Here is a 22,083-nt window from a genome sequence, read left to right on the forward strand (position 1 = left end):
CGCTACTCATCTTTGAACCTTGCGGAATTGCGGCAGCGCAACGGCGCCAATGATAATCAGGCCCTGGGCGACATATTGAGCGACCGGGGTGAACCCGAGAAAGAACATGACCGAGATCATCAGGCTGAGCAGCAGGGAGCCAGCGAGCGCGCCGCGCATGGTGCCCTGGCCGCCGAGGAAGCCGATGCCGCCAAGCACCGCGGCGGCGATCGAGTTCAAGGTGAAGGCCGCGCCGATGACCGGATCGCCAGATCCGGTCTGCGCGGCTACGAACAGTCCCGCTCCCGTCGACAGCAGGCCGCTGAGCGCATAGGCGGCGATGCGCGCGGCATCGACCGGCACGCCGGAACGGTAGGCACCGACGGGGTTTTCGCCGGCGGCGTAAAGGCTGAGGCCGAGCGGTGTCGCGAGGTACAACTTCCACAACAGCACGATCGCCACCAGCAGCAAAAATGCCGCCGGGGTGTTGCCGGCCAGCAGGTCAGACAACCATTCGGGCATGGCCCCGCCGGGCCGCGGCAGGATGAGAAGTGCAGCGCCGCCGATGATGAACGAGCCTGCGAGTGTCACGACGATGGCCGGCAAACGCAGCTTGACGACGATGAAGCCGGTGATGGCGCCGATGCCGAGGCCTGCCGCCGCCACCAGCGCGGATCCGCCGGCAACACCGAGGGGGCCCACCATTGTCGTTGCCGCAATGACGGCACCGAGGCTGACTGTCGCGCCGATGGCGAGACTGATGCCCCCAGTCAGCATCAACAGGGCCTGCGCCATGGCGACCAGGGCGAGGGGAAACCAGCTCTGAGTGAACTTGGCGAAGCCGGACATGGTGAACAGGCCCGGGAACAGGAAGCCATATGCGACGATGAAGGCGAGCACGACCGCAAACAGGCCGCGCACGCCGACATTGCGGCCGGCCTGAACCGGCCAGTACAGCCTGCCGGAGTGCTGCCCTGATGTGGATGGAACGGCGCTCATGCGGCTACCTTCGGCTTGTCGGCACCGACGGCTGCGGCAACGATGTTTTCTTCACTCAGGGCGTCATGCTCCAGCATGGCGGCAATGCGGCCTTCGCGCACGACAGCGACGCGGTCGCACAGATGCACGAGTTCGGGGGTGTCGGAACTCATCAACACGACGGCCTTGCCGTCCTTGGCGAGCTGGCGCAGCATGATGTAGATCTCGCGCTTGGTCTCGACGTCGACGCCGCGCGTGGGGTCGTTGAGTAACAGCACGAGCGGGTCGTGTGGCATCCATTTGGCCAGCGCAACCTTCTGCTGGTTGCCGCCTGACAGTGCCTGAGCCGGACGGTTAAGGTCACCCTTGATGCCGAGCTGGGCGGCGAGCTTGCGAGCGAGATCACGTTCGCTGCCGCGATTGCGCGGCTTCAATGCCGGCAGCCGCGCGAAGGCGGGAAGCATCAAATTGGTAATGATGGGATGGATAAGGTGCAGGCCCTCACGCTTGCGGTCAGCCGGCACATAGGCAAGGCCAAGCGCGTTGGCCTTTGGCACGCCGCCGGGCAGGGCCTGATATGCGTTGACCTCCGACGATACAGCTTTGGCGGGGATCGCGCCATAAAGACCGAGCAACAGGTCTTCCTGTCCTTGGCCGACCAAGCCGCCGATGCCGAGCACCTCGCCTGTTTTGATGTCGAGATCGACATCCCGCACCAGCCCGGCCGAGAAATTGCGAACCGAGGCGGCAGTGGTTCTCGATGGCGACGCCTGCCACTTCGGAAACAGGTCGCCGGGATCGCGCCCCACCATCAGGCGCACGAGGCCAGCCGCGTCGGTGCCTTCAAGTGGTCGGTCGGCGGTGACCGAGCCGTCCTTCAGCACAGTGACGTGTTGGCACAGCGCCATCACTTCGTTGAGCCGGTGCGAGATGTAGAGGATGGCCGTTCCTTGGCTGCGAAGTCTCTCCAGAAGGTCGGTCAGGATCCTCGTCTCCGTCGCCGACAATGAAGATGTCGGCTCGTCGAGGATCAGCACCCGCGGCTTGCGATAGAGCGCCTTGGCGATCTCGACCATCTGGCGTCTGCCAAGCGAAAGCTCTCCGACCGGTGTCGACAGCGGCTCGTCGAGGCCGACGAGCGCGCATGCCTCGCGGGCTTGGGAGGCCAGACTAGAATAGTCGACAAGGCCAAAGCGGCGTGGATAAGCGCCGAGCCCGATGTTTTCGGCAATCGACAGATTGGCTGTTAGCGAAAGTTCCTGCTGGACGACGGCGATACCGGCCTGGCGCGCCTCCGGCGGTGTCATGTGCGACACAGCCTTTCCGTCCACTTCAATGGTGCCGCCGTCCGGCCTGAGCGCACCGGACAGCATGTTGATCAGGGTCGATTTCCCGGCGCCGTTCTCGCCGAGCAGCGCATGCACGCGCCCTGGCAGGAGAGCGATGGAAACATTGCGCAGGACGGGGTTGCCGAAGAAAGCCTTCGACACCCCCCGCGCGGCAAGAAGCGGAGCCGTATTCACCACGTCTAGACGTCCCTCACACTTTACTTGCCGGCCAGCAGCTTTTCAAACAGGGCCTGGTCGTAGGACGAGTAGATGTAGCCATCGGCGGGGAAGTCGGCTGCGCGCGCCAAGTAGTCGCCGATGTTGGAGTTGTCGATCACCGGAAGCGGGATCTTCACGAAGGCGGGCACATCCTTGCCTTCCAATGCCTGAACCGACAGCCAGGTAGCGAATGCACCAAGCCAGTTGGGCTGCATGGTCGCCCAACCCTTCAGATCCTTTTCCTTCCACAGTTCAAGGAACTGGCGGGCGTTTTCGCCGGTGATCGGCACCTGCGCGCGGCCCTGCTTGTCGAGGGCGAGCACTGCACCGGCCGACAAAGCGCCGCCGAGCGACAGGATGCCGTCGATCTCAGGGTTGGCAAACAACAGGCTGGTGACGGCTTCCTGCGCCGGGGCGACGTTGTAGGCAGTGTTGGTCTCGGCCAAAATCTTCACGTCGGGGTTGGCTTCAAGCACTGGTGTCGCGCCCTTGCGGCGGTCGTCGCTGACCGAAACGCCGGCCGGGCCGTTGAGCACGAGGATGTTGCCCTTGCCGCCCATCTGCTCGACCAGAAACTTGGCGGCCTGCTCGCCCCACTGGGCCGAATCCGTGTTGACCTTGGCGGTAACCTGATCGGTGTCGACGAGGCTGTCGAAATTGATGATGGCGATGCCCTTGGCGCAGGCATCGGCCAGCACGCGCGCGGGCGCGGTCGAGGATCCGGCGATGAGGATGATCGCATCGACGTCGGAATCAATCATCGACTGGATCTGCTGGATCTGGACGTTGGCATCACCTTGCGCATCGGTGACCACGAGCTTGTCGACCAGGCCCTGCTTTTTCAGCTCTTCGACCTGGGCTTCGAGCGTGCCCTGGGTCTGCTTCATCCAGGTCGGCACGGAATAGATGTTGGCCCACCCGATCGTGTACGGCGCCTTGCGGTCTCCCTTGATGCAGTTGGCGGCGGCCTGAGCCTGCGACACAGCACCGAAGCTCAAGGCAAGACCCAGCCCTAGGGCGCTGGCGGATGCAAATAGCGACAGTTTCATTGTTCTCTCTCCCTCCAAAGATTGTGCCTTGGGGCACCTCCAAACACAGCTCCGCCTCTCGGTTTCCGCGTTGCGGAAGCCGCCGGTTTAGTTGCCTGGTCAGGTTGCTCTAAGACTTCTTGTGTCTGCTATATTGGACAGTATTACCATATAGTGGACAGTGACGTATGTTACGCACAGCTTTGAATAACTTTCAAGCTACTTGGAGCGCCGCTTCGACAAAATCGGATGCTTTGGTGCAAAATGGGACTGGACGCGTTTGCACCTGGCCAGATGCACGACAGCGATCGTTCGAACCAAGCCACGCATCTCTACCTGAGGAGTTTCGCGCCGCAGGTGATCCGTATGCGCCGGGGCTCCACATTGCGCGGTGTCGTGAGGCGTGCGGCCCTGCCTGGTTTCAGGGGCGTGCCACGTGCGTCCACGCGGACGTCGTCTTCGGCCTTGGGCTCATCTTTTAGCTCGGTCCCCAGAACCTCGCTCTCATCCAGCGGGCGTGACGCGCACCCATCCATTTGCGGTTGCCTCTACCGGCTACGTGTCAGAAATTGCCTTCGTGATCATACTCTGGAGCACGGTACTTTTTGCGGCTGGGCAATTCGGATATCGAGCGTCCTTTCTCGAAGACTTCGTCGACCGCTCCGAAGCTCCCAAGTTCCGGCGGTGGCAGGCTAACTCTTTCGAATGTCACCCGGAAATTTGACCAGACAAGTCGGAGAGGATTTTCCCGCCGTCTCGAAATTCGTGAATACTTCTTGCTATGCGTGACATATAACAAGGCACGTGCAGTGGAAGAACAGCGATGAGACGGTCGAACCAAGACAGTGACGACGAGCAGGGATCCTCGTCAACGGTAAAAAGCGTTGAAGTCGCGGTACAGATTCTCGATGCGCTGGCCGATGCTCCGGGACCGGTGCGCGTGACCGAGCTTGCGCGTTCCTTGGACATGACCAAGGCCAGGGTTTCCAGGCATCTGCAGACGCTGACCCGGCTCGGTCTTGTCGACCACGCCAGGGAAGGCGAAGGCTATGTCTTCGGCCGCAAGCTGTTCAAGTTCGGTCGCGCGGCGGTCTATCGCAGCAATGTCGTGGAGATCGGGCGGCCATATCTCAACGAATTGTGCGCGCAGACCGGGCATACGGCTTTGCTGACCACGCCGATCAAGGGCGGCGCGATGGTCGTGCACGCTGTGCCAAATCCATTCGAGCCCGGTATCATGGTACAACCCGGCATGGTGCTGAGCCTGCCCGGATCGCCGGCCGCCAGGCTGTTTTACTATTTCGAAAACAAGAAGCCGGTGCCGCCCCGGGTCGTCGAGAACTTGTCGGCATATGGCGTCGATTTCGAAACCGACACGCGCGGCAACGGGCTCGGTGGCATTGCCGCTCCGATCTTCGAGGCCGACGGCCAGATTTGTGCCGCTCTCGGCGTCATCTTGTCGTCGTCGCTGCTGGTGCCGGAACCCGACGTCCAGTTGCTTGCGACCGTGAGATCGGTCGCAAGCGAGATCCAGAAGCGTTACGCTGACGGGGTGAACGCGCCGTTGATGCCGAAACGATCAGGCTGATCGCCGACGATTTGCCGGCTCGCCACAAGTCGCCGGGAGCCGGCGCTAGATCATGACTTGGGGACGACCCGTGAGCCGGCCGCGAGCTCGACCAGCGCCATTGCCGGATCGAAGACCACGCCCAGTGGATCCTTGCCGCTGGCCACGGCGTCGACCTGCTGGCGCAGGACACGGCGCAGCATGCCGATGCCCTGGTCGGTTGACGTCAGGTTTTCTTCCGAATGGAAGGTGATCGGCCCCTGGCCGACCTGCGCTTCGTAGTCCCCCGGAAGCTTCTGGTGTTCCTGTTCGGACAGCTCATGCCAGAGCTTGCCGGCGTATTTCGAGCGGATTCTGGCCAGCGTGCCGGCTTCGCTGACGCGGCCGACCGAATAGATGCGGAACGAGGCATCGTCCATCGGCAGCACCCAGCCGAGCAGGCTGCACGGGCCGTCGACGGTGGCGACGGGGCTTGCGACGGCGCGTACTGTGGGTATCACCGCCTCGGTGATGCGCTGGTGCTCGCCGGCTTCGAGATCGCGCAGCTGCAGGCTGGAGACGCCGCGGGGCGTGTAGTGGAAGGTCACGCGCGGCATCAGGCTCATCTTGGAATTGAACTGATCGCCGCTGAAGGAGCCGTGCAGGATCGGCACGTGGAAGGGATCGAGTACGTTTTCATAGTGCTGAAGCCAGTTGCAATCGACGATGACCGGACCGCCGCTGCCAATGCTGCTGTCGTCTGTTTCGAGAAACTCGCCGGCTTCGAGCTTCTCGAGCACATCGTATCTCGGCAGCAGCGGCTTGCGATCGAGCGGGCCCATATAGGCAAAGATCAGGCCGTATTTCTCTTCAATGGGATAATGCGGCTGGCGGACATGGCCGCGCGTCTTCGCCCCCATGTCGGGCTCGCAGGGTTGCTCCAGGCAGTTGCCTTCGGTGTCGAATAGCCAGCCGTGGTAGCAGCAGCGAATGCCGGTCTCCTCTACGCGGCCGTAATAGAGCGAAGCGCCGCGATGGGCGCAGCGCGGGTGCACGAGGCCGGGCCGGCCAGTGCCGTCGCGAAACAGGATGAGCTCTTCGCCCAGCGCCCTGATCTTCCTCGGCGTGGCGGTTGCGTCCTCCGACAGGCCGACCGGATGCCAGTAGCGGCGAAGCAGCTCGCCCATCGGCGTTCCGCGCCCCACCTCGGTCAGTTCGGCGAAGTATGTCGGCTTGGGTAACGAATAGGCCGATCCGTCCTTGGTCATTGTGGTTCCTCCCCTAGCGGTCGAGCCGCAGCAGCGCGGTTGTGGCGCGTGAGCAGCAAATCATCATCGTGTTGCCAGCCGCGCGTTCGCCGTCGCTGAGGACCTTGTCGCGATGGTCGGGCACGCCCTCGAGAACGCTGGTTTCGCAGGTGCCGCAGACGCCGTTGCGGCACGACGAGGGCGCGTGGACCCCGGCCTGTTCGAGTGCGTCGAGAATTGTCTGGTCGGCGCCGACGTGGATGGAGAGCCCCGATTTGTTCAGGACGACAGTGAAGCCGCCGTCATCGGCGGCTGGGACAGTCGGCGTGAAAGATTCGTAGTGCACGGTCGAGGAATCGCGGGATGACGTGGCGACCATGAACGCATCCAGCATTGGCGCTGGTCCGCAACAGTAAAGCTGCACGTTTGGCGCTGCCTGGGCGACAATCCGCTCGATATCGAGCAGGCGATCGCTTTCGCTGTCGACATGCAGGTGGACATTGTCGCCGAGAGCCGAAAGCTCATCAAGCAGCGCGCATTCGCCGCGCGAGCGCACTGCATAGTGCAGCGTCCATTCGGTCCCGGCCTCGTGCAGCTGCCGGGCCATGGCCAGCAAAGGCGTGATGCCGATGCCGCCTGCAATCAGGACCGACGCAGCGGACGTTTGCTCGAGCGCAAAGGTCGAGCGTGGCTGTGATATCCTGATGCGATCGCCGGGCCTGGCGCTCGAATGAAGCCAGCGCGAGCCGCCACGGGTGGCCCTGTCGAGGGCAACCGCGATGCGGTAGTCAGCGCCATCAGGCAGGCCGATCAGCGAATATTGGCGCACCAACCCATCGGGCAGGTGGACATCGATATGAGCCCCGGCTTCGAATGACGGTAAAGGGCCGCCATTTGTCGGCCGCAGATCATATGAGAGGACCGTTGGTGTTTCGTAGGATATCCGACGGACAATCACCTCGATTGTCGCATCGCCATCATGTTGGTGACCGTCGTTCATGTTAGCGGCCATCCCAAAGCCGTTTGAAGGGAGGCCCGGCCGCGCGTCCGCGGGATGCCGGGCCTGAGTTAGGGGTCAGCCCAGCGGGTTGGCCGGTGGCGTGACGGGCGAGGGCACGAACGGGTGGATCAGCGCCCAGGGGCTCGGCATCTCGCTGACCGAGACGGTGATCAGGGCCGGGCCCTTGCTGCCCCTTGCCCGCGTCAGCGCGTCATGCAGTCCCGACGGCGAGTCGACCTTTTCGAACGGCAGGCCGAAGGCGCTGGCCAGATGGGCAAAGTCTGGGTTGGCGAGCTCGACGGCGAAGGTGTCGCCGAAGGTGCGCTGTTGGATGCGGCGAACATTGCCATAGTGGCCGTCGACGAAGACGACGACTGACATGTTGCAGCCGTCGCGCGCAAGTGTCGCCAGTTCCTGCATGCCCCAGCCGAAACCGCCGTCGCCATTGAGCGAAACCACGCGCCGGCTCGGATTGCCGTGCGCCGCGCCGAGCGCAGTGTTGAAGCCGTAGCCCAGCGTGCCCTGATAGCCGGGGGTGACGTAGGAGTTGGCGGCGTGGACGGGGAAGGCGATGTTGGAGAAGTAGCCTACCTGGGTCAGCTCGCTGACCAGGATGTCGTCATTTGCCATGCTGGAACGGATGGCCCTGACATAGTCGGTCTGCGGCTGGATCGCGTCGGTCTGCGATGCCGACCAGGCCTTGACCTTGCCGATCTTGTCGGCCGAAGAGCTGCGTGTTTCGGCAGGCAGCGCTGCGAGCAGCGCTTCGGCGGCGGTAGACGCGTCTGAGAGCACCAGGCAGCCCGGTGCGCGCGGTGCACCGGCAGCACCAGCGTCGACATTGACATAGACGTACTTGGTCTTGTCGCTCGCATGGGTCGGCTTGGCGATACCGTCGATGAACCGGGTCCCGACGGCGACGATGACGTCTGCATGGGGGAAGACGGCGCGGCCGCCGAGCGAGGTCAGAGCCAGCGGGTGGTTGTCGTCGAGCATGCCGCGCGCGCCGTCGGTCATGACGACCGGTGCCTGCAGTCGCTCGGCCAGCGCCTGGATAGCCTTGCCGGCGCCAGATGCGGCAGCACCGCCGCCGATCTGGATGACCGGGAATTTCGCCTGCGCCAGGATGGCCGCAGCCGCCTTGACGGCATCGGCCTGTGGTTCGAGACGGCTGAATTCGGCGCGGGCCAGAATCTTGGTCACGCCCTTGGCCTGCAGCACGTCAGGCGGCAGCTCGATGGCGACCGGGCGCGGATGGCCCGAGCGCAGCTGCACGAAGGCTTCGTGTACGAGCGCCGGGACATCCTCGGGGCGGTGGGCGATGCCGTGCCACTTGGTCAGCGACTTCAGGATGCCGCTCTGATCCGGGATCTCGTGCAGCATGCCATGCTTCTGGCCGATCAGCGTCGAGGGAATCTGACCGGATATGCAAAGTACACGCGACGAGCACGCATAGGCGGTGGCGAGGCCGGACAGCGCGTTGAGCACGCCGGGGCCGGGCACCACCATGAACACGCCCTCGCGGCCGGTGGTGCGGGCATAACCATCGGCCATGTAGGACGTCGCCTGCTCATGGCGCGGCATGATGTAGCGAATGCGGTCGGGCTGGCTGCGGATCGCGTCCACCGCCCAGTCGAGCTGAATGCCGGGAATGCCGAAGATGTCGGTCACACCTTCTTCGAGGAGCTGCGCGACCAGCGCCTGTCCTCCGGTCAGCTCCATAGGTTCGTACTTCCCGCTCACGCTACTCTTCTCCGGTTGGTTTCGACCCCGAGGCCAGGTCAGTCCCAAGGGCATTTGCCAGCCCAGGAGCGTCCCAAAAACCCTGCTCGTCGTCACATGAAATGTAAAGTCGTCTCATAATGCGTTACATCGTCTCGCTAGTCAACGACAAAACGAGACGTCGGATCTCAAGCGGAGGCCGGGTCGGGTTACCCATCGTGTGAGCCTTCGAAAAATGCTAGAGGACGCGCGCCGCAAGCGGTCCACCCGGCGAGTCCGAGTTGACCACGTTCAAAATACGCGATAAAGTCTCATAATACGAGACAATGAGGGTGTCATGTTTTCCAATCTCGCCACGCCGACGGCCGATCCGCTGCTCGGGATGATGCAGCAGTTTCGCGACGATCCGAGTGCCGACAAGGTCGATCTCGGCATCGGCATCTACAAGGACGGCCAGGGCAATGCGCCGGTGCTGGCAACGGTCAAGCAGGCCGAAGCCTTCCTGGTGGAGAGCCAGAAGTCGAAGACCTACGTCTCTTCGGCTGGCAATGAGGATTACAACCGGCTGACCCGGGAGCTCATTTTCGGCTCCAATGCCGGCCTGATTGCGCGCTCGCAGGCGATCCAGACGCCGGGCGGCACCGGCGCATTGCGCGTCGCCGGCGACTTCGCCCAGCGACTGAAGCCAGGATGCAGGGTCTTCCTGCCAACCCCGACCTGGCCGAACCATCCTTCGCTGCTGGCTGCGGCTGGTCTCGAGGTGGTCAGCTACCCCTATTACGACGTCGCTTCCGGCACGCTGCAGTTCGACAAGATGATGGACGCGCTGCGCGCCGCTGGCCCGGGCGACCTGGTGCTGCTGCATGGCTGCTGCCACAATCCTGGCGGTGCCGATCCGAGCCTGGCGCAGTGGGCCGAGATTGCCGAGCTGCTCGCTTCGACCGGCGCGATGCCGCTGATCGATCTGGCCTATCTCGGCTTCGGCGACGGGCTGGACCAGGATGCCGCCGGTGTCCGCCTGCTGGCCGAGCGCGTGCCGGAAATGCTGATCGCCAGCTCCTATTCGAAGAATTTTGCCGTCTACCGCGAGCGTGTCGGCGCGCTGACTCTGGTGGCCAAGGACGAAGCCACCGCCAGCCGCGCGCATGGTCACCTGCTGCCGGTCGTGCGCACCAACTACTCGATGCCGCCGGATCACGGCGCCTCGGTCGTCGCGCACATTCTCGGCAATACGGCGCTGCGCAAGAGCTGGGAAGGCGAAGTCGCCGAAATGCGCGGGCGCATCAACGGCATGCGCACCAAGCTGGTCGCGGCACTTGCCGGCCGTACGACGCGCAACTTCGGCTTCCTTGGCGAGCAGCGCGGCATGTTTGCCATGCTCGGTATCACGCCAGCCGACGCCGAGCGGATGAAGGTCGAGCACCATGTCCACATCACCAGCTCCGGCCGCGTCAACGTTGCCGGCTTGACCGACAGCAATGTCGCTCATGTCGCAAACGCCATCGTGGCGGTCTGCGGCTAAATTCTTCCGCTGGCTTTTACCGGCGTGGACAAAAGAACAGGGCGGCGCTCCAGTGGAGCGCCGCCCTTCATTTTTGCCGCGTTGAAGAAAAGATCCGGGACCAGCTTGCGCTGTCCCGGATCATGCAGGTTTCAGATTTCGTAGGGCAGGCCGAGTTGCGCCTTGCGCAGCCGCTGCTGGCCGATCTCGGTGTTGCCCCAGTGGTAAAGCGTCTGGTACTGCATCCTGGTCTGGAAGCTCGTCTGGCCGGGGAAGACGTGCAGGGCCTCGCACATCGAGCAGGCCCAGTGCACCGTCGGCCAGATGCGGCGCAGGCACATTTCCGAGTAACTATCGAGCAGGGTCGTGTCGTTGGCGGTCAGCAGGCGACGGATCGCCTCCGCCATGATCCTGGCGTCGCCGACGGCGAGGTTCAGACCCTTGCCACCGCTGGGCGGCACGATGTGTGCGGCATCGCCGGCAATGGCGAGGCGGCCGTGACGCATCTTCTCGCAGACATAGCCGCGCAAGCGCGCGACGCTGCGCTCGATGATCGGCCCGCGATTGAGCTGGGCGTTGGTGCCGTCATCGAGGCGCAAATCGAGTTCGTCCCAGACCTGCTGATCGCTCATGGCGTTAGGATCGGCGTCGGGCTCGACCTGCAAGTAGAGTCGGCCGACCGAGGCTGAGCGGGCCGAAGCGACGGCCAGGCCGCGCGTCGAATGGGCAAAACCGCGGCGGGCAGCGAGCGGTGCCGCCTCGGCCAGGATGCCGAGCCAGGCGAAGGGATATTCGGTCAGGAAGACATGGTCGTCGGAGCCCGGGATGTGCCTGCGGCTGACGCCATGATAGCCATCGCAGCCGGCGATGAACTGGCACTCCAGCACCTTGTCCTCGCCATTGTGGCGGTAGTGGATACGCGGGGAGTCTCCTTCGATGCCTTCGAGCGTTGAAACAGCGGCTTCGAAGACGATCGGCAGGCCGTCGGCCTCGCGCTGAAGGATCAGGTCCTCGACGATCTTCTGCTGGCCATAAGTTGTCAGGTGCCGCCCGGTGCCGTCGTCGAGCGAGATGTCGGCTTTCTGCTTGTCCCAGCACAGCTGCATCGAGCGCATCGGGATGCCCTCGCGATTGAGGCGCTCTCCCATGCCATAGGTGCGCAACGTATCGACGGTGCCCGATTCAAGCACGCCGGCGCGGACACGCTCCAGCACATAGTCCCGCGTTCGCCGCTCGAGGATCACTGAGTCGATGCCATTGAGCTGGAGGATCCGTGCCACGAGCAGGCCGGCTGGCCCGGCGCCGATGATCCCGACCTGAGTTTTCATGCGTTCACCCATTTCTGACTGGTTTGCGGCGCCTATCAGGCGTCAGTATTCGAGGCCTTTGTCCTTCAGGCGCCCGCGCAGATTGAAGAGGTCGAGGCTGAGGACGCCCTTGGCGAGTTCTGTGCGCTTGGCTTCCTCGTCGGCGATGCGCTTCTCGGAGAGATGCGCGACGGTGTCGGCAAGTTCACGCGGGATGATGACCACGCCGTCATCGTCGGCGACGACGACATCGCCGGGATTGACCACGGCGCCGGCGCACGAAACCGGTACGTTGACCGAGCCGATCGTTTCCTTGACCGTTCCTTGCGCGCATATCGCAGTCGACCACACCGGGAATTTCATCTGGGTGAGGTCGCGGATGTCACGGATGCCTGCGTCGATGACGAGGCCAATGCCGCCGCGCGCCATGACCGAAGTCGCCAGAAGGTCGCCGAAATAGCCGGCGTCGGAGGGCGAAAACGGCGCGACGACGAGGATGTCGCCCGGCTTGATCAGCTCGATCGCCACATGGATCATCCAGTTGTCGCCGGGCGGCACCAGCACGGTGACGGCACTTCCTGATATGGCAGCACCGGGATAGATCGGCCGCATTTTGGAGCTCATCAGGCCGGTCCGGCCGAGCGCCTCATGGGTGGTGGCGACGCCTGCCTTGGCCAGCCGGGCGATTGTCGCGCTATCGGCGCGCTCGATGTTGCGGACGACCTTGTTCATGACTGGCGCGTCTGCAGCGAGTGGTAGCGATACTTCACGCGGGCATCGCGAAGCGACATGCCCTCGGTGATCGCCTGGCGGATCGCGTTTTCGGCGGTTGCAATCTCGTCGGCGAGGTTGAGAACCTGCTCGACACGCTCGTTCGGAATGACCACGACACCGTCGGCGTCACCGACAAGGATATCGCCCTGGCGAACCAGCGCGCCGCCGATCTCGACCGTGATCCCGATCGCGTCGACCTGGACGCGGTCCTTGCCTGTTTTCATCGAGTAGCTGCGGGAGTAGATCGGGTAGCCGAGCCTGAGGCAGAGGTCGACGTCCCGGCAGGCGCCGTCGATCACTGTGCCGGCAAGCCCCTTGTGGCTGGCGAGCTGGGTCATGATATCGCCCCAGACCGTGCAATCCTCGCGGCCGCGATTGTCGAGCACGACGACGGTGCCGGCTGGAAGGTCGTCGATGAAATCGCCGACATTGCCGGGTGCCAGCACATCGACCGGCACGTAGCGGACGGTGAAGGCACGGCCGACAAGCCTGAACTTGTGGTCGCGCGGCTTGATGCCCCGGCACACGCCTTCGATGCCGAGCCGGTCCATAGCGTCGGACAGGGTGGCGCAGTCGTGTTTTCCAGCGCGTTCTACGGCTTGGTCGGTCATTGCATAGCCTCGAGCATGTCTTCGTAATCGGCGCCGAGCACCTGCGAGACCGGCTTGCCGGTCTTCAGGGCTTCGACCATCAGGCGTTCCTTGGCCGCGATACGCTCGGCGGTCTGGATCACCTTTTGCGCCTTGTCGGCCGCCATGAACACGGCGCCCGAACTGTCTGATATGACGTAGTCGCCGGGGGTGATCGTCACGGTGGCGATGGTCACCGGAACATTCGTTGCGACTTCATGGACGCGACCCCGCGCAGTGCGCACCGTTGTAGAGCGCGCAAAGATCGGAAAGTCGAGCCCGTTGGCTTCATCCAGGTCGCGCAACGGGCCATCGACGATCACGCCTTGGATTCCGGCGATGCGCGCAGCCTGGGTCAGCACGCCGCCCCAGCCGCCGGCGTCGATGCCAGGATGGGACACAACGATGACCGTGTCGGCATCGCCGGCTTCGATGGCGCGGGCACCGAGATGCACCTTGGGCGCATCGGCGGGCGCCGGGCCTTCGGCGAGTGCTACGGTAACGACGCGTCCGGCGACAACGCCGCCGCCGGAGCGGCGGGCGAGGCCGGTGACAGCACCAGTCATGCCGAGCGCGTCGAGTGCATCGGAGACCGAGCAGGCATCAAGCCCGCGCAGCCGCTCAAATAGATCGGCGCTCATGGCTTGACGCCCCACCAGTACATGCCCTGCGCGGTGCCGGTGCCGGCCGCCGAGCGGTAGCAAGGCACGTAGGCGACCTCGTGGAACTCGGTGTCGTAGGCTTCCATTACCCCGGCAGTGGTGATCCAGCTTTTCATTTCCGAGGTGCCCGACTGCAATTCGGACAGCGGGATGTTCTTGAGGAACTCGGCATCCTTTTCGCGCATCGCCTGCATGAAGCGGGCGTCCCAGTCTTCGTCGATGGTGAAGTGGCTCATGCCGCCCGAACCGAACACCACGACACGCGCATCACTGTCCCACGACCGGATCGCTTCGCCGACCACCTGGCCGAACTTGTAGGAGCGCTTGGCCGTCGGCTGGTTCGGCGGGAAGAAGGTGTTCTGGTAGATCGGGACGTTGGGAATGACTTTGTCGCGCATCACCTGGCGGTAGATGTGGCCGAAGGCGTGGCTGATGCCAGTCGTGCGCGGATTGTGGGTCGGCAGCTTGGGCGAGACGGTGATGTCGAATTCGTTCTCGACCAGGTTGCCGATGATGTGCTTGGCGAGTTCCGGCACCGTGTCGTATTCGCGGTACTCTTCCGGCGCATGGCCGGCTTCGCCCTCGGCAACACCCGGCGGCATCAGGCGGCGGCCTTCTTCGGTCGCCGGATGATGTCGGATTTTGTCGCCGTAATAGATCATGTAGGGTGGGCTCAGGTCTTCGCCGTAGATCTCGTGCTGGTCGTTGCCGAAGATGATGGCGACGTCGGCCTTCATGGCGTCGAAGGCGTCGGCGAGGCGTTCGCTGGCGATGTGGCACTTCTCATAGTTGGCGGTCATCGCCTCCATGGTGCTGCGTTCGGCGAGGTTCTCGTGCTTGCGCAGTTCGCAGAGCTGGTCGAAGGAGTAGACCCCGCCGCGGAAGGGGTGCATGCGCGTGCGGTCCGACTGGACGCGCAGCAGCCACTTGTCGGGCGTGGTGTGCAGTTGAGGCCCGTGGGCCGTGCAGATGAATCCAACTATTTTCGCCATAGGTAGCCTCCATGTTGTTCCAAGGCTGCGCTTCAGGTGACCTGGCTTCAGGCTTCGATCTTGAAAAGCCGCGCGGCGTTGCCGCCCAGGATTGCCTTGCGTTCATCATCCGAGATGAACGACAGACCGTTGATGTGCGGGATGATGGTGTCGAAGGTTTCGCCGGTTTCCGGATCGATGGACGAGCCGACGCCGGGCATTTCGGCGCCGTAGAGGCACTGCGAGGCGCCCACGACCTTGACCAGGAGCTCGATCGCTTCGCGCGAGTAGAGCACGGTGTCGAAGTAAAGTTTCTGCAGCCGGTCGCGGAAACGCACACCTGACGTCGACATGCCGTTGCGCGGCACCGTGGTCGCATCGAAGCGGCCAAGCTGATAGGGGATCGCGCCGCCGCCGTGGGAGACCAGGATCTTGAGCTCGGGGAAGTCCTCCAGAACCGTCGACTTGCAAAGGCCGTAGACTGCCGTGGTCTCTTCGTTGATGAAGTGCAGCGAGTAGGGCTCCCGTTCGGGCGCCCGCGAGCTTGCCGAATGGATGTGGCCGACGACGTCGAGCTCGCAGAGCTTCTCGTAGAGCGGGTACCAGTAGCGATCGCCCATCGGAGGCGCCATGCGACCGTTGTTTTCGAACGGATCGGGATTGATGAGGCAGCCGCGGAAACCGAACTCCTTCACGCAGCGCTCGAGCTCGGGCAGCGCCTCGGTGATCGGGCTGTCGCCGGTTTGCGGCAGGCCAGCGACACCGTAGAACCGCTCCGGATAGAGCGCGCATTCCTGGGCGATGATGTCGTTGGCATATTCGACATACCAGTGCACCAGCTTCTTCGGCTCTTCCGAATGCATGAGCTGGAACGGGCGCGGCGACAAAAGTTGGATGTCGACGCCGGCTTGGTCGAGGCAGGCGAGGTGACCCATGGGCGCCATCTCGACGCGGTTAAAAGCCTGCTCGAGCGCCTCGTTGGAAACCGGCGGCACCTTACGGCCATGCGCGCCGCGATGCGACAGGATGCTCGCCTTGTAGGCGGGCAGCTGATGCGGCACCGCCATATGTGCGTGACAGTCGATGATCTTCATCGGGCACTCCAGAATTCCACAAAAGGTTGCATGGGGTTCCGCCTCAATTCGCAGAGGCGGCAGCGCCTGTAAGGATGTCGAGCAGGGCGTCGGGGTCGGCCGGAAAGGCATCGCCGCGCCAGGCGACATGTCTATCGGGGCGTGACAGCACGAAGGTTTCGGCATAGGGCCCGTCGCCGCCGTCGCCGGGCACGACATCAAGCAGCCGGATCGGCATGCCGCGCGCCGCTGCTGCCGCCATCAGAGGCTGTGCGTCCTTGGCCGGGTCGAACCGCAGCAAGGTGTAGTCGGGCCCCATCGCGTCGTAGAGCGAGCGCTTGTCCGCCAGCCAGATATGCGGCGTGCGGCAGCCCGGCACCGTCGACGGCGTGAAGTCGGCCATCGAATAGGCCGGCTGCGCTTCGCCATCATAGGAGATGATCGGCGAGCGGTCGTAGTAGTAGCCGAAGTTGAGCCCGCCGCAGCAATATTGCTGGACGTTCAGGTCGTAGATCTTGCGGCCCAGCACCTCGCGCGCGGCAGCACCTTCCGCCGTGTCATCCTCGATGTTGGGGGGCACGACCTTTCGCTCCTTAGCCATGGCGTGTGCATGATTCATGGCGAAGACCGAGACCTGCTCGGTGATCGGCTGGCGTTCGGCAGCATAGGCATCGAGCATGCCTGGCTTGCCCCATCCGGCAATGTTGGCGGCGAGCAGCCAGCCCAGGCACTCGGCGTCGGCGATGCCGGCATTCATGCCGTAGCCGGCATATGGCACCCACAGATGCGCGGCGTCGCCGCAGATGAAAACACGGCCGCGCTGGAAACTATCGGCAACGAGCCGGCGCCCGTACCAGTCCTCGTTGGACAGGACTTCATAGGAAAAGTCTGGCCCAACGCCGAGGATTTCGCGGATCGACCAGTCGCGGTCGACGCTTTCGAAATCCGGCTCGTCGTCGCGCAGGTAGTTGTGCACCAGCCAGGTCTCGCGGCCATCGATGGCATAGACGTTGCCGCTGCGGCGCGGGTTGAGCGAAAAGCTCGCCCATGCCGGCGCGTCGTTCATTAGGCCGAGCAGCTGTGGTGCACGGATGTAGGTCGACTGCACGCGTTGGACGACGGCATTGCCGACGAGCTTGGCGCCGATGTCGCGGCGGACCTGCGAGCGGCCGCCATCGCAACCGGCGAGATACCGGGCGGAGATCGTCGTCTCCTCGCCGCTGTCGATGTTGCGGGCACTGATCTGCACGCCGTCGGCGGTCTCAGTGTGCGAGAGGTATTCGGTACGGTTCAGCACGGTAAGCCCCGGCATCGCCGCCGCGTGCTCGAACAGTATCGGTTCGAGGAACAGCTGGTTGATCCGGTGCGGTGGCTCGGCCGTCGGCCAGTCGGTATCAGGACCACCGGTTGCCGTGAAGCGATCGCGCCGGCAGGGGATGGGGATGCGGGTGATCGCCTTGCCGGTCATCGAGGTGCGGTAGGCGATGTCGTTGGCGTAGTCCTCGGGCAGGCCGGCATTGCGTGCGGCGCTGGCAACGCCCAGGCGCCGCAGGATCTCCATCGAGCGCGCCGAGACGTGATTGCATTTCACGTTCGGCGGCTCGCCATGATGGCGGGTCTCGAGGATCGTCACGGCCACGCCGCGCTGCGCCAGGATCATGCCCAGCGTCAGCCCGACCGGCCCCGCACCGACGATGAGGACGTCGGTCTCCACCGTTGCCGTCATGCTCGTGGGCCCCCGACGGTGACCACGACCTCGCCGTTGGTCACCTGCACCGGAATGGGGGTCAGGCCGACACTCGGGTCGATCGGGTGACGTCCCGTCAGCATGTCAAACTCGAAGCCGTGCCAGGGGCAGACGATATGCAGCTGCTCCTTGGAGAAGCCGAGGCCCAGGCTCTTGCCGTTGTCGGCGACCTGTTCCAGCGTGCGCGGCATGATCTTGCCCTGACACACCGGACCGCCCATGTGCGGGCAGATGTTGAGATAGGCACGAACCTCGTCGCCGACGAAGTAGATACCAATGCCGACACCGTCGACATCGATGACCATGCGCTGGCGCTTCTTGAGTTCGTCGTGACGGCCAAGCACGATCTGTTGCGACGCTGTCGTCGCCATTTCAGGGGCGCTCACGATGCCCTCCGGAACCACATGGCGAGGTCGAAGACATTGAGGTCGGCGGCGCGCAGCAATTCGCTGACCAGCACTGCCGTCTCGGTGGCGGTCAGCGCATCTTGGGCGACAGGCGGGAAGAGCTTGTCCGTCTTGTCGACCTTGGCCGAGTAAAGCCGTCCAAGGGCGGTGAGCGCGACGGCAATGTCTGCCTCTTTCACGTTGTCGAGGCACCTCGACGCCAGGGCCTCGTCTGCTGCCGCTGCGATCGCTGCTGCTGCCGCGCTGAAACCAGCGCCATGTTCTGATGTCGTCATGATCTGTGCCACTACGATGCGGTTTTCGGGCGACTGGAGAGCACGTCTTCGGCCAGCGGCTTGCGGCGTGTCGTGTCGAGCTTGAACAGTCTCGCGGCGTTGAGCCCGAGGATGTTGCGCTTGGCCTGCTCGGTGAGGAACGGCAGCGAGCTGATGGTCGCTGGCGAGTCCCAGTCCCAGTGCGGCCAATCCGAGGAGTAGAGCAGCTGGGTCTCGGCGTTCATGGCCTCCATTGTCGCTTCAAGAAGCTTCATGTTGGTGCGCTCGAGTGGCTGGCTGGTGTAGTACATCTCGCGCATGTACTCGCTCGGCAGCCGCTTCAGGCCCGGAGCCTCGCTCGGCCGCATCAGCACCTCGTGGTCGAGGCGCTGCATAAGGAACGGGATCCAGGCGAGGCCGCTTTCCACCCAAAGCATGTTCAGCTTGGGGAAGCGCTCGGGCATCGCGTTGACGATCCAGTTGGTGAGGTGGATCTGGTTGTAGTGCGTGAACGACAGCGCATGCATCGACAGGAAGCGGTTGAGCTGCGCGAATGACGGGTCGCCCCAATGATAGCCGGAGTGGAAGGCCAGCGGCTTGTCCAGTTCCTGGATCATCGAATAGAGGCGCATGTAGCAGTCATGGTGGACCGGCTTGTTGCGAGTCGAGCAGACAGTGAAGCCGATGATGCCTTCGGTGGCGCCATACTGAGCGACCAGTTCCTCGCACGCCTCGGGCGTGTTGAACGGCAGGTAGAGCAGGCCCTTCATGCGGGTATCGATCGGCAGGATGCGCTCGATCATCCAGCGGTTGAACGCCTTGGCCAGCGCCACCTCGATCTCGTCCTGCGGATGCATGCCGAGCAAGAGCATGGCGCTGGGAAACACCACCTGGTAGTCGAGGCCCATCGCATCCATGCTACGGCGCGCGGTCGAAATGAAGCGGTGAACGCTGTCGTCCGTCACCGGCTCGCGGCGGCCTTGGTGGCCGATGCGGCCACCGACGCTTTGCAGCGACAGGCCCGGCGAGATGTTGAGCAGGGCGTTCTGGCCGCCAAAGCCCTTGACCTGGTGCTGGCCGATCTGGCGCAGAACATCATTGTCGATGAGGTCGATGATCTCGGACCAGAAATGGTCTTCCGAAACGTGGGCGTCGACGTCGACGATGAGATAGTCGTCGAAATTCCTCGCTGCCTGGCGCGTCGCGTGCGCGAGTACGTCTCGGGAGTCGGTCGAGCCGGTTATTTCACCGATCTCGCGGAAGTTGGGAATGGAATTCTCGGTCATTACGCTACGCTTCAACCCTGTGTCACGAATTTGGTCACGAGATAGCTATCGAGGCCTTCCGACCCGCCTTCGGAGCCGTAGCCGCTTTCCTTGACGCCACCGAACGGGGTCTCGGGCGTCGTCAGCACCATGTTGTTGATGCCGACCATGCCGGACTCCAGCTCGTCCCCGATGCGCGTGGCAGTGGTCGTGTCCCTGGTGAAGGCATAGGCGGAGAGGCCGAAAGGCAGCCTGTTGGCTTCGGCAACGACCTCGTCGAAATCCTTAAACCGGCGCGTAACGGCAACCGGACCAAATGGCTCTTCATTCATGATGCGCGCCTCGTTGGGCACGTCGGTCAGTACAGTCGGCTGCCAGAAATAGCCGCGTTCGCCATGGCGTTCGCCGCCCAGCTCAATGCGCGCACCACAGCGCTGCGCATCCGAAACCAGGGTTTCCATGGCGCCGACACGGCGAGCATTGGCCAGCGGTCCCATTTGGGTCGTTGGGTCAAGACCGTCGCCCAGCTTGAGCGACGCGGCCACGTCGCGGAATTTTGCGACGAATCGGTCGTGAATGGATTCGTGGAGGTAAAAACGCGTCGGCGTGATGCAGATCTGACCCGCGTTGCGGTACTTCGACCGCGCCGTCATTTCCGCCGCCTTCTCAATGTCGGCGTCGGCAAAGACGATCGTCGGCGCATGGCCGCCGAGTTCGAGCGTTGCCGGTTTGACGCCCTCGGCTGCCAGCTTGGCGAGATGCTTGCCGACGCGTGTGGATCCGGTGAAGGAAATCTTCTTGATTACCGGCGAGGCGATCAAATGCGTGGAAATCTGGTCCGGCACGCCGAAGACGATGTTTAGAACGCCATGTGGAAGGCCGGCATCAGCGAGTGCTTGCGCTATCGCCAGCGTCGGAGTCGGAGTTTCCTCAGCCGGTTTGGCAATGCACGAGCATCCGGCGGCAAGTGCCGCGGCGATTTTGCGTGCCGGAATGGTAACGGGGAAATTCCACGGCGTGAACGCTGCAACCGGGCCGATCGGCTCGCGGAACACTAGGCTTCGGACACCTGACGTGCGCGAAGGGATGATACGTCCGTAGGCGCGGCGGCCTTCCTCGGCGTACCAGTCGAAGATGTCGGCCGCGCCGTTCACCTCGGCCATCGAGTCGCCGACCGGCTTACCCTGTTCCAGCGTCATGAAGTGCGCAATGCTGGCGGCACGCTCGCGCAGCAGGGCTGCCGCGCGGCGCAGGATGCCGTAGCGCTCGAAAGCCGAAACCTTGCGCCAGGACCGATAAGCCGTGCTTGCTGCGTCAAGTGCATTGTCAAGATCGGCGGCCGTAGCAACGGGGATTTCGCCGACTGTATCGCCACTGGCGGGATTGATAATGGGCAGGATCTCGCGATCGCCCGCTCTGACCCTCTCGGATCCGATCCGCATCAAGCGATCTATCTGACCTTCTATGATCATGTCCCACTCAACTTGTTGAAATTGTTGAATGCGGGAGCTCGTCACCGCAATTCTTAAAAGATATGATAGTTTAAAAAAAATGGTCGCGCAATCGCCATTTTTCGCTTGATATTCGACTCGAAATGCTCTTTTTTGTCCTAAATATCGTATCAAAGGGATGGGTATGCAAAAAGCGCCTGACGCTGAAGGTGGCGGTCTGACCCAGATGGTCGGGCCGGCCGAGCGCCTATGGTCCTCGGGTAAGCAGTCCACGCTTTCTGCGAACGTGATCGACCAGATTCGCACCGTCCTCTTTGCGGGCCGGCTCGCTCCTGGCGATCGACTTGGCTCGGAAGCGTCGCTGGCTTTGCAGTTCGGCGTCAGCCGCATGACCATGCGGGATGCCCTGCGCTCGCTTCAGGCGTCAGGCGTGATCGAGGTCAAGGTCGGCATCAAGGGCGGCATCTTTGTCGCGGAAGGCAATTCGGAGCGCCTGGCGGAGACCATTGCCATCCAGCTGAAGCTTATCGGCATCGGCACTGAAGAGTTGCTCGACACGCAGACCGCCATTGAGGTCATGGCTGCTGGGCTTGCGGCAACGAACGCCGACAGCGCCGATATCAAGGCGTTGCATGACGCGCTGGCCGAGGCCGAGCGCCTGATCGACGACGCCGAGGAGTTCACCTGGGCGGCGATCAACTTCCATGGCTGCGTCGTTGCGGCCTCTCACAATCGGGTGCTCTCGGCGCAATTCAGGGCGCTAAGCCATGTCCTGATGCCGCTATATGTTCGCGGGTCGTCGCCTGATGTGGCCCGTCGCGCGGTGGCGTTTCAGCGTGCGCTGATTGCCTGTATCGAAGCGCGCGAGCCCGATGCGGCCAGAAATCTCGTTTACGGACGTCTGCAGTTCGTCAAGTCGCGCCAGTTGGGCGACCTGGCGAAGGGAGAGCCTGGCGAATAACCACGGAGGAGCAGCAAGGCTCGTGCCTTGCTGC

At 63.5% G+C, this 22,083-nt stretch carries 20 protein-coding genes; 3 read left to right on the forward strand and 17 right to left on the reverse strand.

Annotated elements, in window-relative coordinates:
• Window positions 1-6 precede the first annotated feature (6 nt).
• The 3 genes from C8K44_RS00225 to C8K44_RS00235 are packed head-to-tail and all read right to left on the reverse strand — an operon-like array spanning window position 7 to window position 3,553.
• Window positions 7-978, reverse strand: a complete 972-nt coding sequence (locus C8K44_RS00225) for an ABC transporter permease (protein ID WP_109573748.1) — start codon at window positions 976-978, stop codon at window positions 7-9.
• Entirely contained in the window at window positions 975-2,483 is a 1,509-nt protein-coding gene (locus C8K44_RS00230; protein WP_109573749.1) for a sugar ABC transporter ATP-binding protein, read from the reverse strand. The genes C8K44_RS00225 and C8K44_RS00230 overlap by 4 nt, the downstream gene beginning before the upstream one ends.
• A 20-nt stretch (window positions 2,484-2,503) precedes the next feature.
• Window positions 2,504-3,553 (reverse strand): ABC transporter substrate-binding protein, encoded by a 1,050-nt coding sequence (locus C8K44_RS00235; RefSeq protein WP_109573750.1) that lies wholly within the window; start codon window positions 3,551-3,553, stop codon window positions 2,504-2,506.
• A gap of 802 nt (window positions 3,554-4,355) precedes the next feature.
• Between C8K44_RS00235 and C8K44_RS00245 the strand changes: the two genes are divergently transcribed.
• The gene (locus C8K44_RS00245; protein WP_109573751.1) at window positions 4,356-5,120 is read left to right on the forward strand and encodes an IclR family transcriptional regulator; all 765 of its coding nucleotides are present in this window, start codon (window positions 4,356-4,358) and stop codon (window positions 5,118-5,120) included.
• Window positions 5,121-5,170: 50 nt separating this feature from the next.
• On the opposite strand, the gene C8K44_RS00250 is transcribed toward C8K44_RS00245, so the two are convergent.
• From C8K44_RS00250 to C8K44_RS00260, 3 genes are all read right to left on the reverse strand, one after another.
• Window positions 5,171-6,346, reverse strand: coding sequence for a Rieske 2Fe-2S domain-containing protein (locus C8K44_RS00250; protein WP_109573752.1), 1,176 nt, complete (start codon window positions 6,344-6,346; stop codon window positions 5,171-5,173).
• Between the two features lie 13 nt (window positions 6,347-6,359).
• Entirely contained in the window at window positions 6,360-7,325 is a 966-nt protein-coding gene (locus C8K44_RS00255) for a PDR/VanB family oxidoreductase (protein ID WP_109573753.1), read from the reverse strand.
• Window positions 7,326-7,400: 75 nt separating this feature from the next.
• Window positions 7,401-9,068 carry a thiamine pyrophosphate-binding protein gene (locus C8K44_RS00260; RefSeq protein ID WP_199226974.1) on the reverse strand — a complete coding sequence of 556 codons (1,668 nt, stop codon included), beginning with the start codon at window positions 9,066-9,068 and terminating at the stop codon, window positions 7,401-7,403.
• Window positions 9,069-9,384: 316 nt separating this feature from the next.
• On the opposite strand from C8K44_RS00260, the gene C8K44_RS00265 reads away from it, so the two are divergent.
• Complete coding sequence (locus C8K44_RS00265; protein ID WP_109573754.1) at window positions 9,385-10,569, forward strand: amino acid aminotransferase; 1,185 nt, start codon at window positions 9,385-9,387, stop codon at window positions 10,567-10,569.
• 131 nt (window positions 10,570-10,700) lie between these two features.
• Here the strand turns inward: C8K44_RS00265 and C8K44_RS00270 are convergent, their stop codons facing one another.
• Genes C8K44_RS00270 through C8K44_RS00320 form a run of 11 tightly spaced genes read right to left on the reverse strand, consistent with a single transcriptional unit; the run spans window position 10,701 to window position 21,079 of the window.
• On the reverse strand, window positions 10,701-11,876 hold the full coding sequence (locus C8K44_RS00270; RefSeq protein WP_158282684.1) for a 4-hydroxybenzoate 3-monooxygenase: 1,176 nt from the start codon (window positions 11,874-11,876) through the stop codon (window positions 10,701-10,703).
• Window positions 11,877-11,918: 42 nt separating this feature from the next.
• Window positions 11,919-12,587, reverse strand: coding sequence for a 4-carboxy-4-hydroxy-2-oxoadipate aldolase/oxaloacetate decarboxylase (locus C8K44_RS00275; RefSeq protein WP_109573756.1), 669 nt, complete (start codon window positions 12,585-12,587; stop codon window positions 11,919-11,921).
• Window positions 12,584-13,240 (reverse strand): RraA family protein, encoded by a 657-nt coding sequence (locus tag C8K44_RS00280; RefSeq protein ID WP_109573757.1) that lies wholly within the window; start codon window positions 13,238-13,240, stop codon window positions 12,584-12,586. The genes C8K44_RS00275 and C8K44_RS00280 overlap by 4 nt, the downstream gene beginning before the upstream one ends.
• Window positions 13,237-13,899, reverse strand: coding sequence for an RraA family protein (locus C8K44_RS00285; RefSeq protein ID WP_109573758.1), 663 nt, complete (start codon window positions 13,897-13,899; stop codon window positions 13,237-13,239). Before C8K44_RS00285 ends, C8K44_RS00280 begins: the two co-directional genes overlap by 4 nt.
• The gene (locus C8K44_RS00290) at window positions 13,896-14,912 is read right to left on the reverse strand and encodes a protocatechuate 3,4-dioxygenase (RefSeq protein ID WP_109573759.1); all 1,017 of its coding nucleotides are present in this window, start codon (window positions 14,910-14,912) and stop codon (window positions 13,896-13,898) included. The genes C8K44_RS00285 and C8K44_RS00290 overlap by 4 nt, the downstream gene beginning before the upstream one ends.
• Before the next feature lie 47 nt (window positions 14,913-14,959).
• A complete protein-coding gene (locus C8K44_RS00295) occupies window positions 14,960-15,985 on the reverse strand; it encodes an amidohydrolase family protein (protein ID WP_109573760.1) in 1,026 nt (341 codons plus the stop codon).
• Window positions 15,986-16,028: 43 nt separating this feature from the next.
• Complete coding sequence (locus tag C8K44_RS00300; protein WP_109573761.1) at window positions 16,029-17,690, reverse strand: FAD-dependent oxidoreductase; 1,662 nt, start codon at window positions 17,688-17,690, stop codon at window positions 16,029-16,031.
• The gene (locus C8K44_RS00305) at window positions 17,687-18,097 is read right to left on the reverse strand and encodes a Rieske 2Fe-2S domain-containing protein (RefSeq protein ID WP_199226975.1); all 411 of its coding nucleotides are present in this window, start codon (window positions 18,095-18,097) and stop codon (window positions 17,687-17,689) included. Before C8K44_RS00305 ends, C8K44_RS00300 begins: the two co-directional genes overlap by 4 nt.
• Complete coding sequence (locus tag C8K44_RS00310; RefSeq protein WP_146203889.1) at window positions 18,094-18,393, reverse strand: hypothetical protein; 300 nt, start codon at window positions 18,391-18,393, stop codon at window positions 18,094-18,096. The genes C8K44_RS00305 and C8K44_RS00310 overlap by 4 nt, the downstream gene beginning before the upstream one ends.
• Window positions 18,394-18,404: 11 nt before the next feature.
• Window positions 18,405-19,658, reverse strand: a complete 1,254-nt coding sequence (locus C8K44_RS00315; RefSeq protein ID WP_109573764.1) for an amidohydrolase family protein — start codon at window positions 19,656-19,658, stop codon at window positions 18,405-18,407.
• Between the two features lie 11 nt (window positions 19,659-19,669).
• Window positions 19,670-21,079: an NAD-dependent succinate-semialdehyde dehydrogenase gene (locus C8K44_RS00320; RefSeq protein WP_109574037.1), complete on the reverse strand. Its 1,410-nt coding sequence runs from the start codon at window positions 21,077-21,079 to the stop codon at window positions 19,670-19,672.
• 193 nt (window positions 21,080-21,272) lie between these two features.
• Here C8K44_RS00320 and C8K44_RS00325 point away from each other — a divergent pair, with 193 nt between their 5' ends.
• Window positions 21,273-22,049, forward strand: a complete 777-nt coding sequence (locus C8K44_RS00325) for an FCD domain-containing protein (protein WP_158282685.1) — start codon at window positions 21,273-21,275, stop codon at window positions 22,047-22,049.
• Window positions 22,050-22,083 lie beyond the last annotated feature (34 nt).

It is taken from the genome of Aminobacter sp. AP02 (assembly GCF_003148805.1).
GTDB lineage: Bacteria > Pseudomonadota > Alphaproteobacteria > Rhizobiales > Rhizobiaceae > Aminobacter.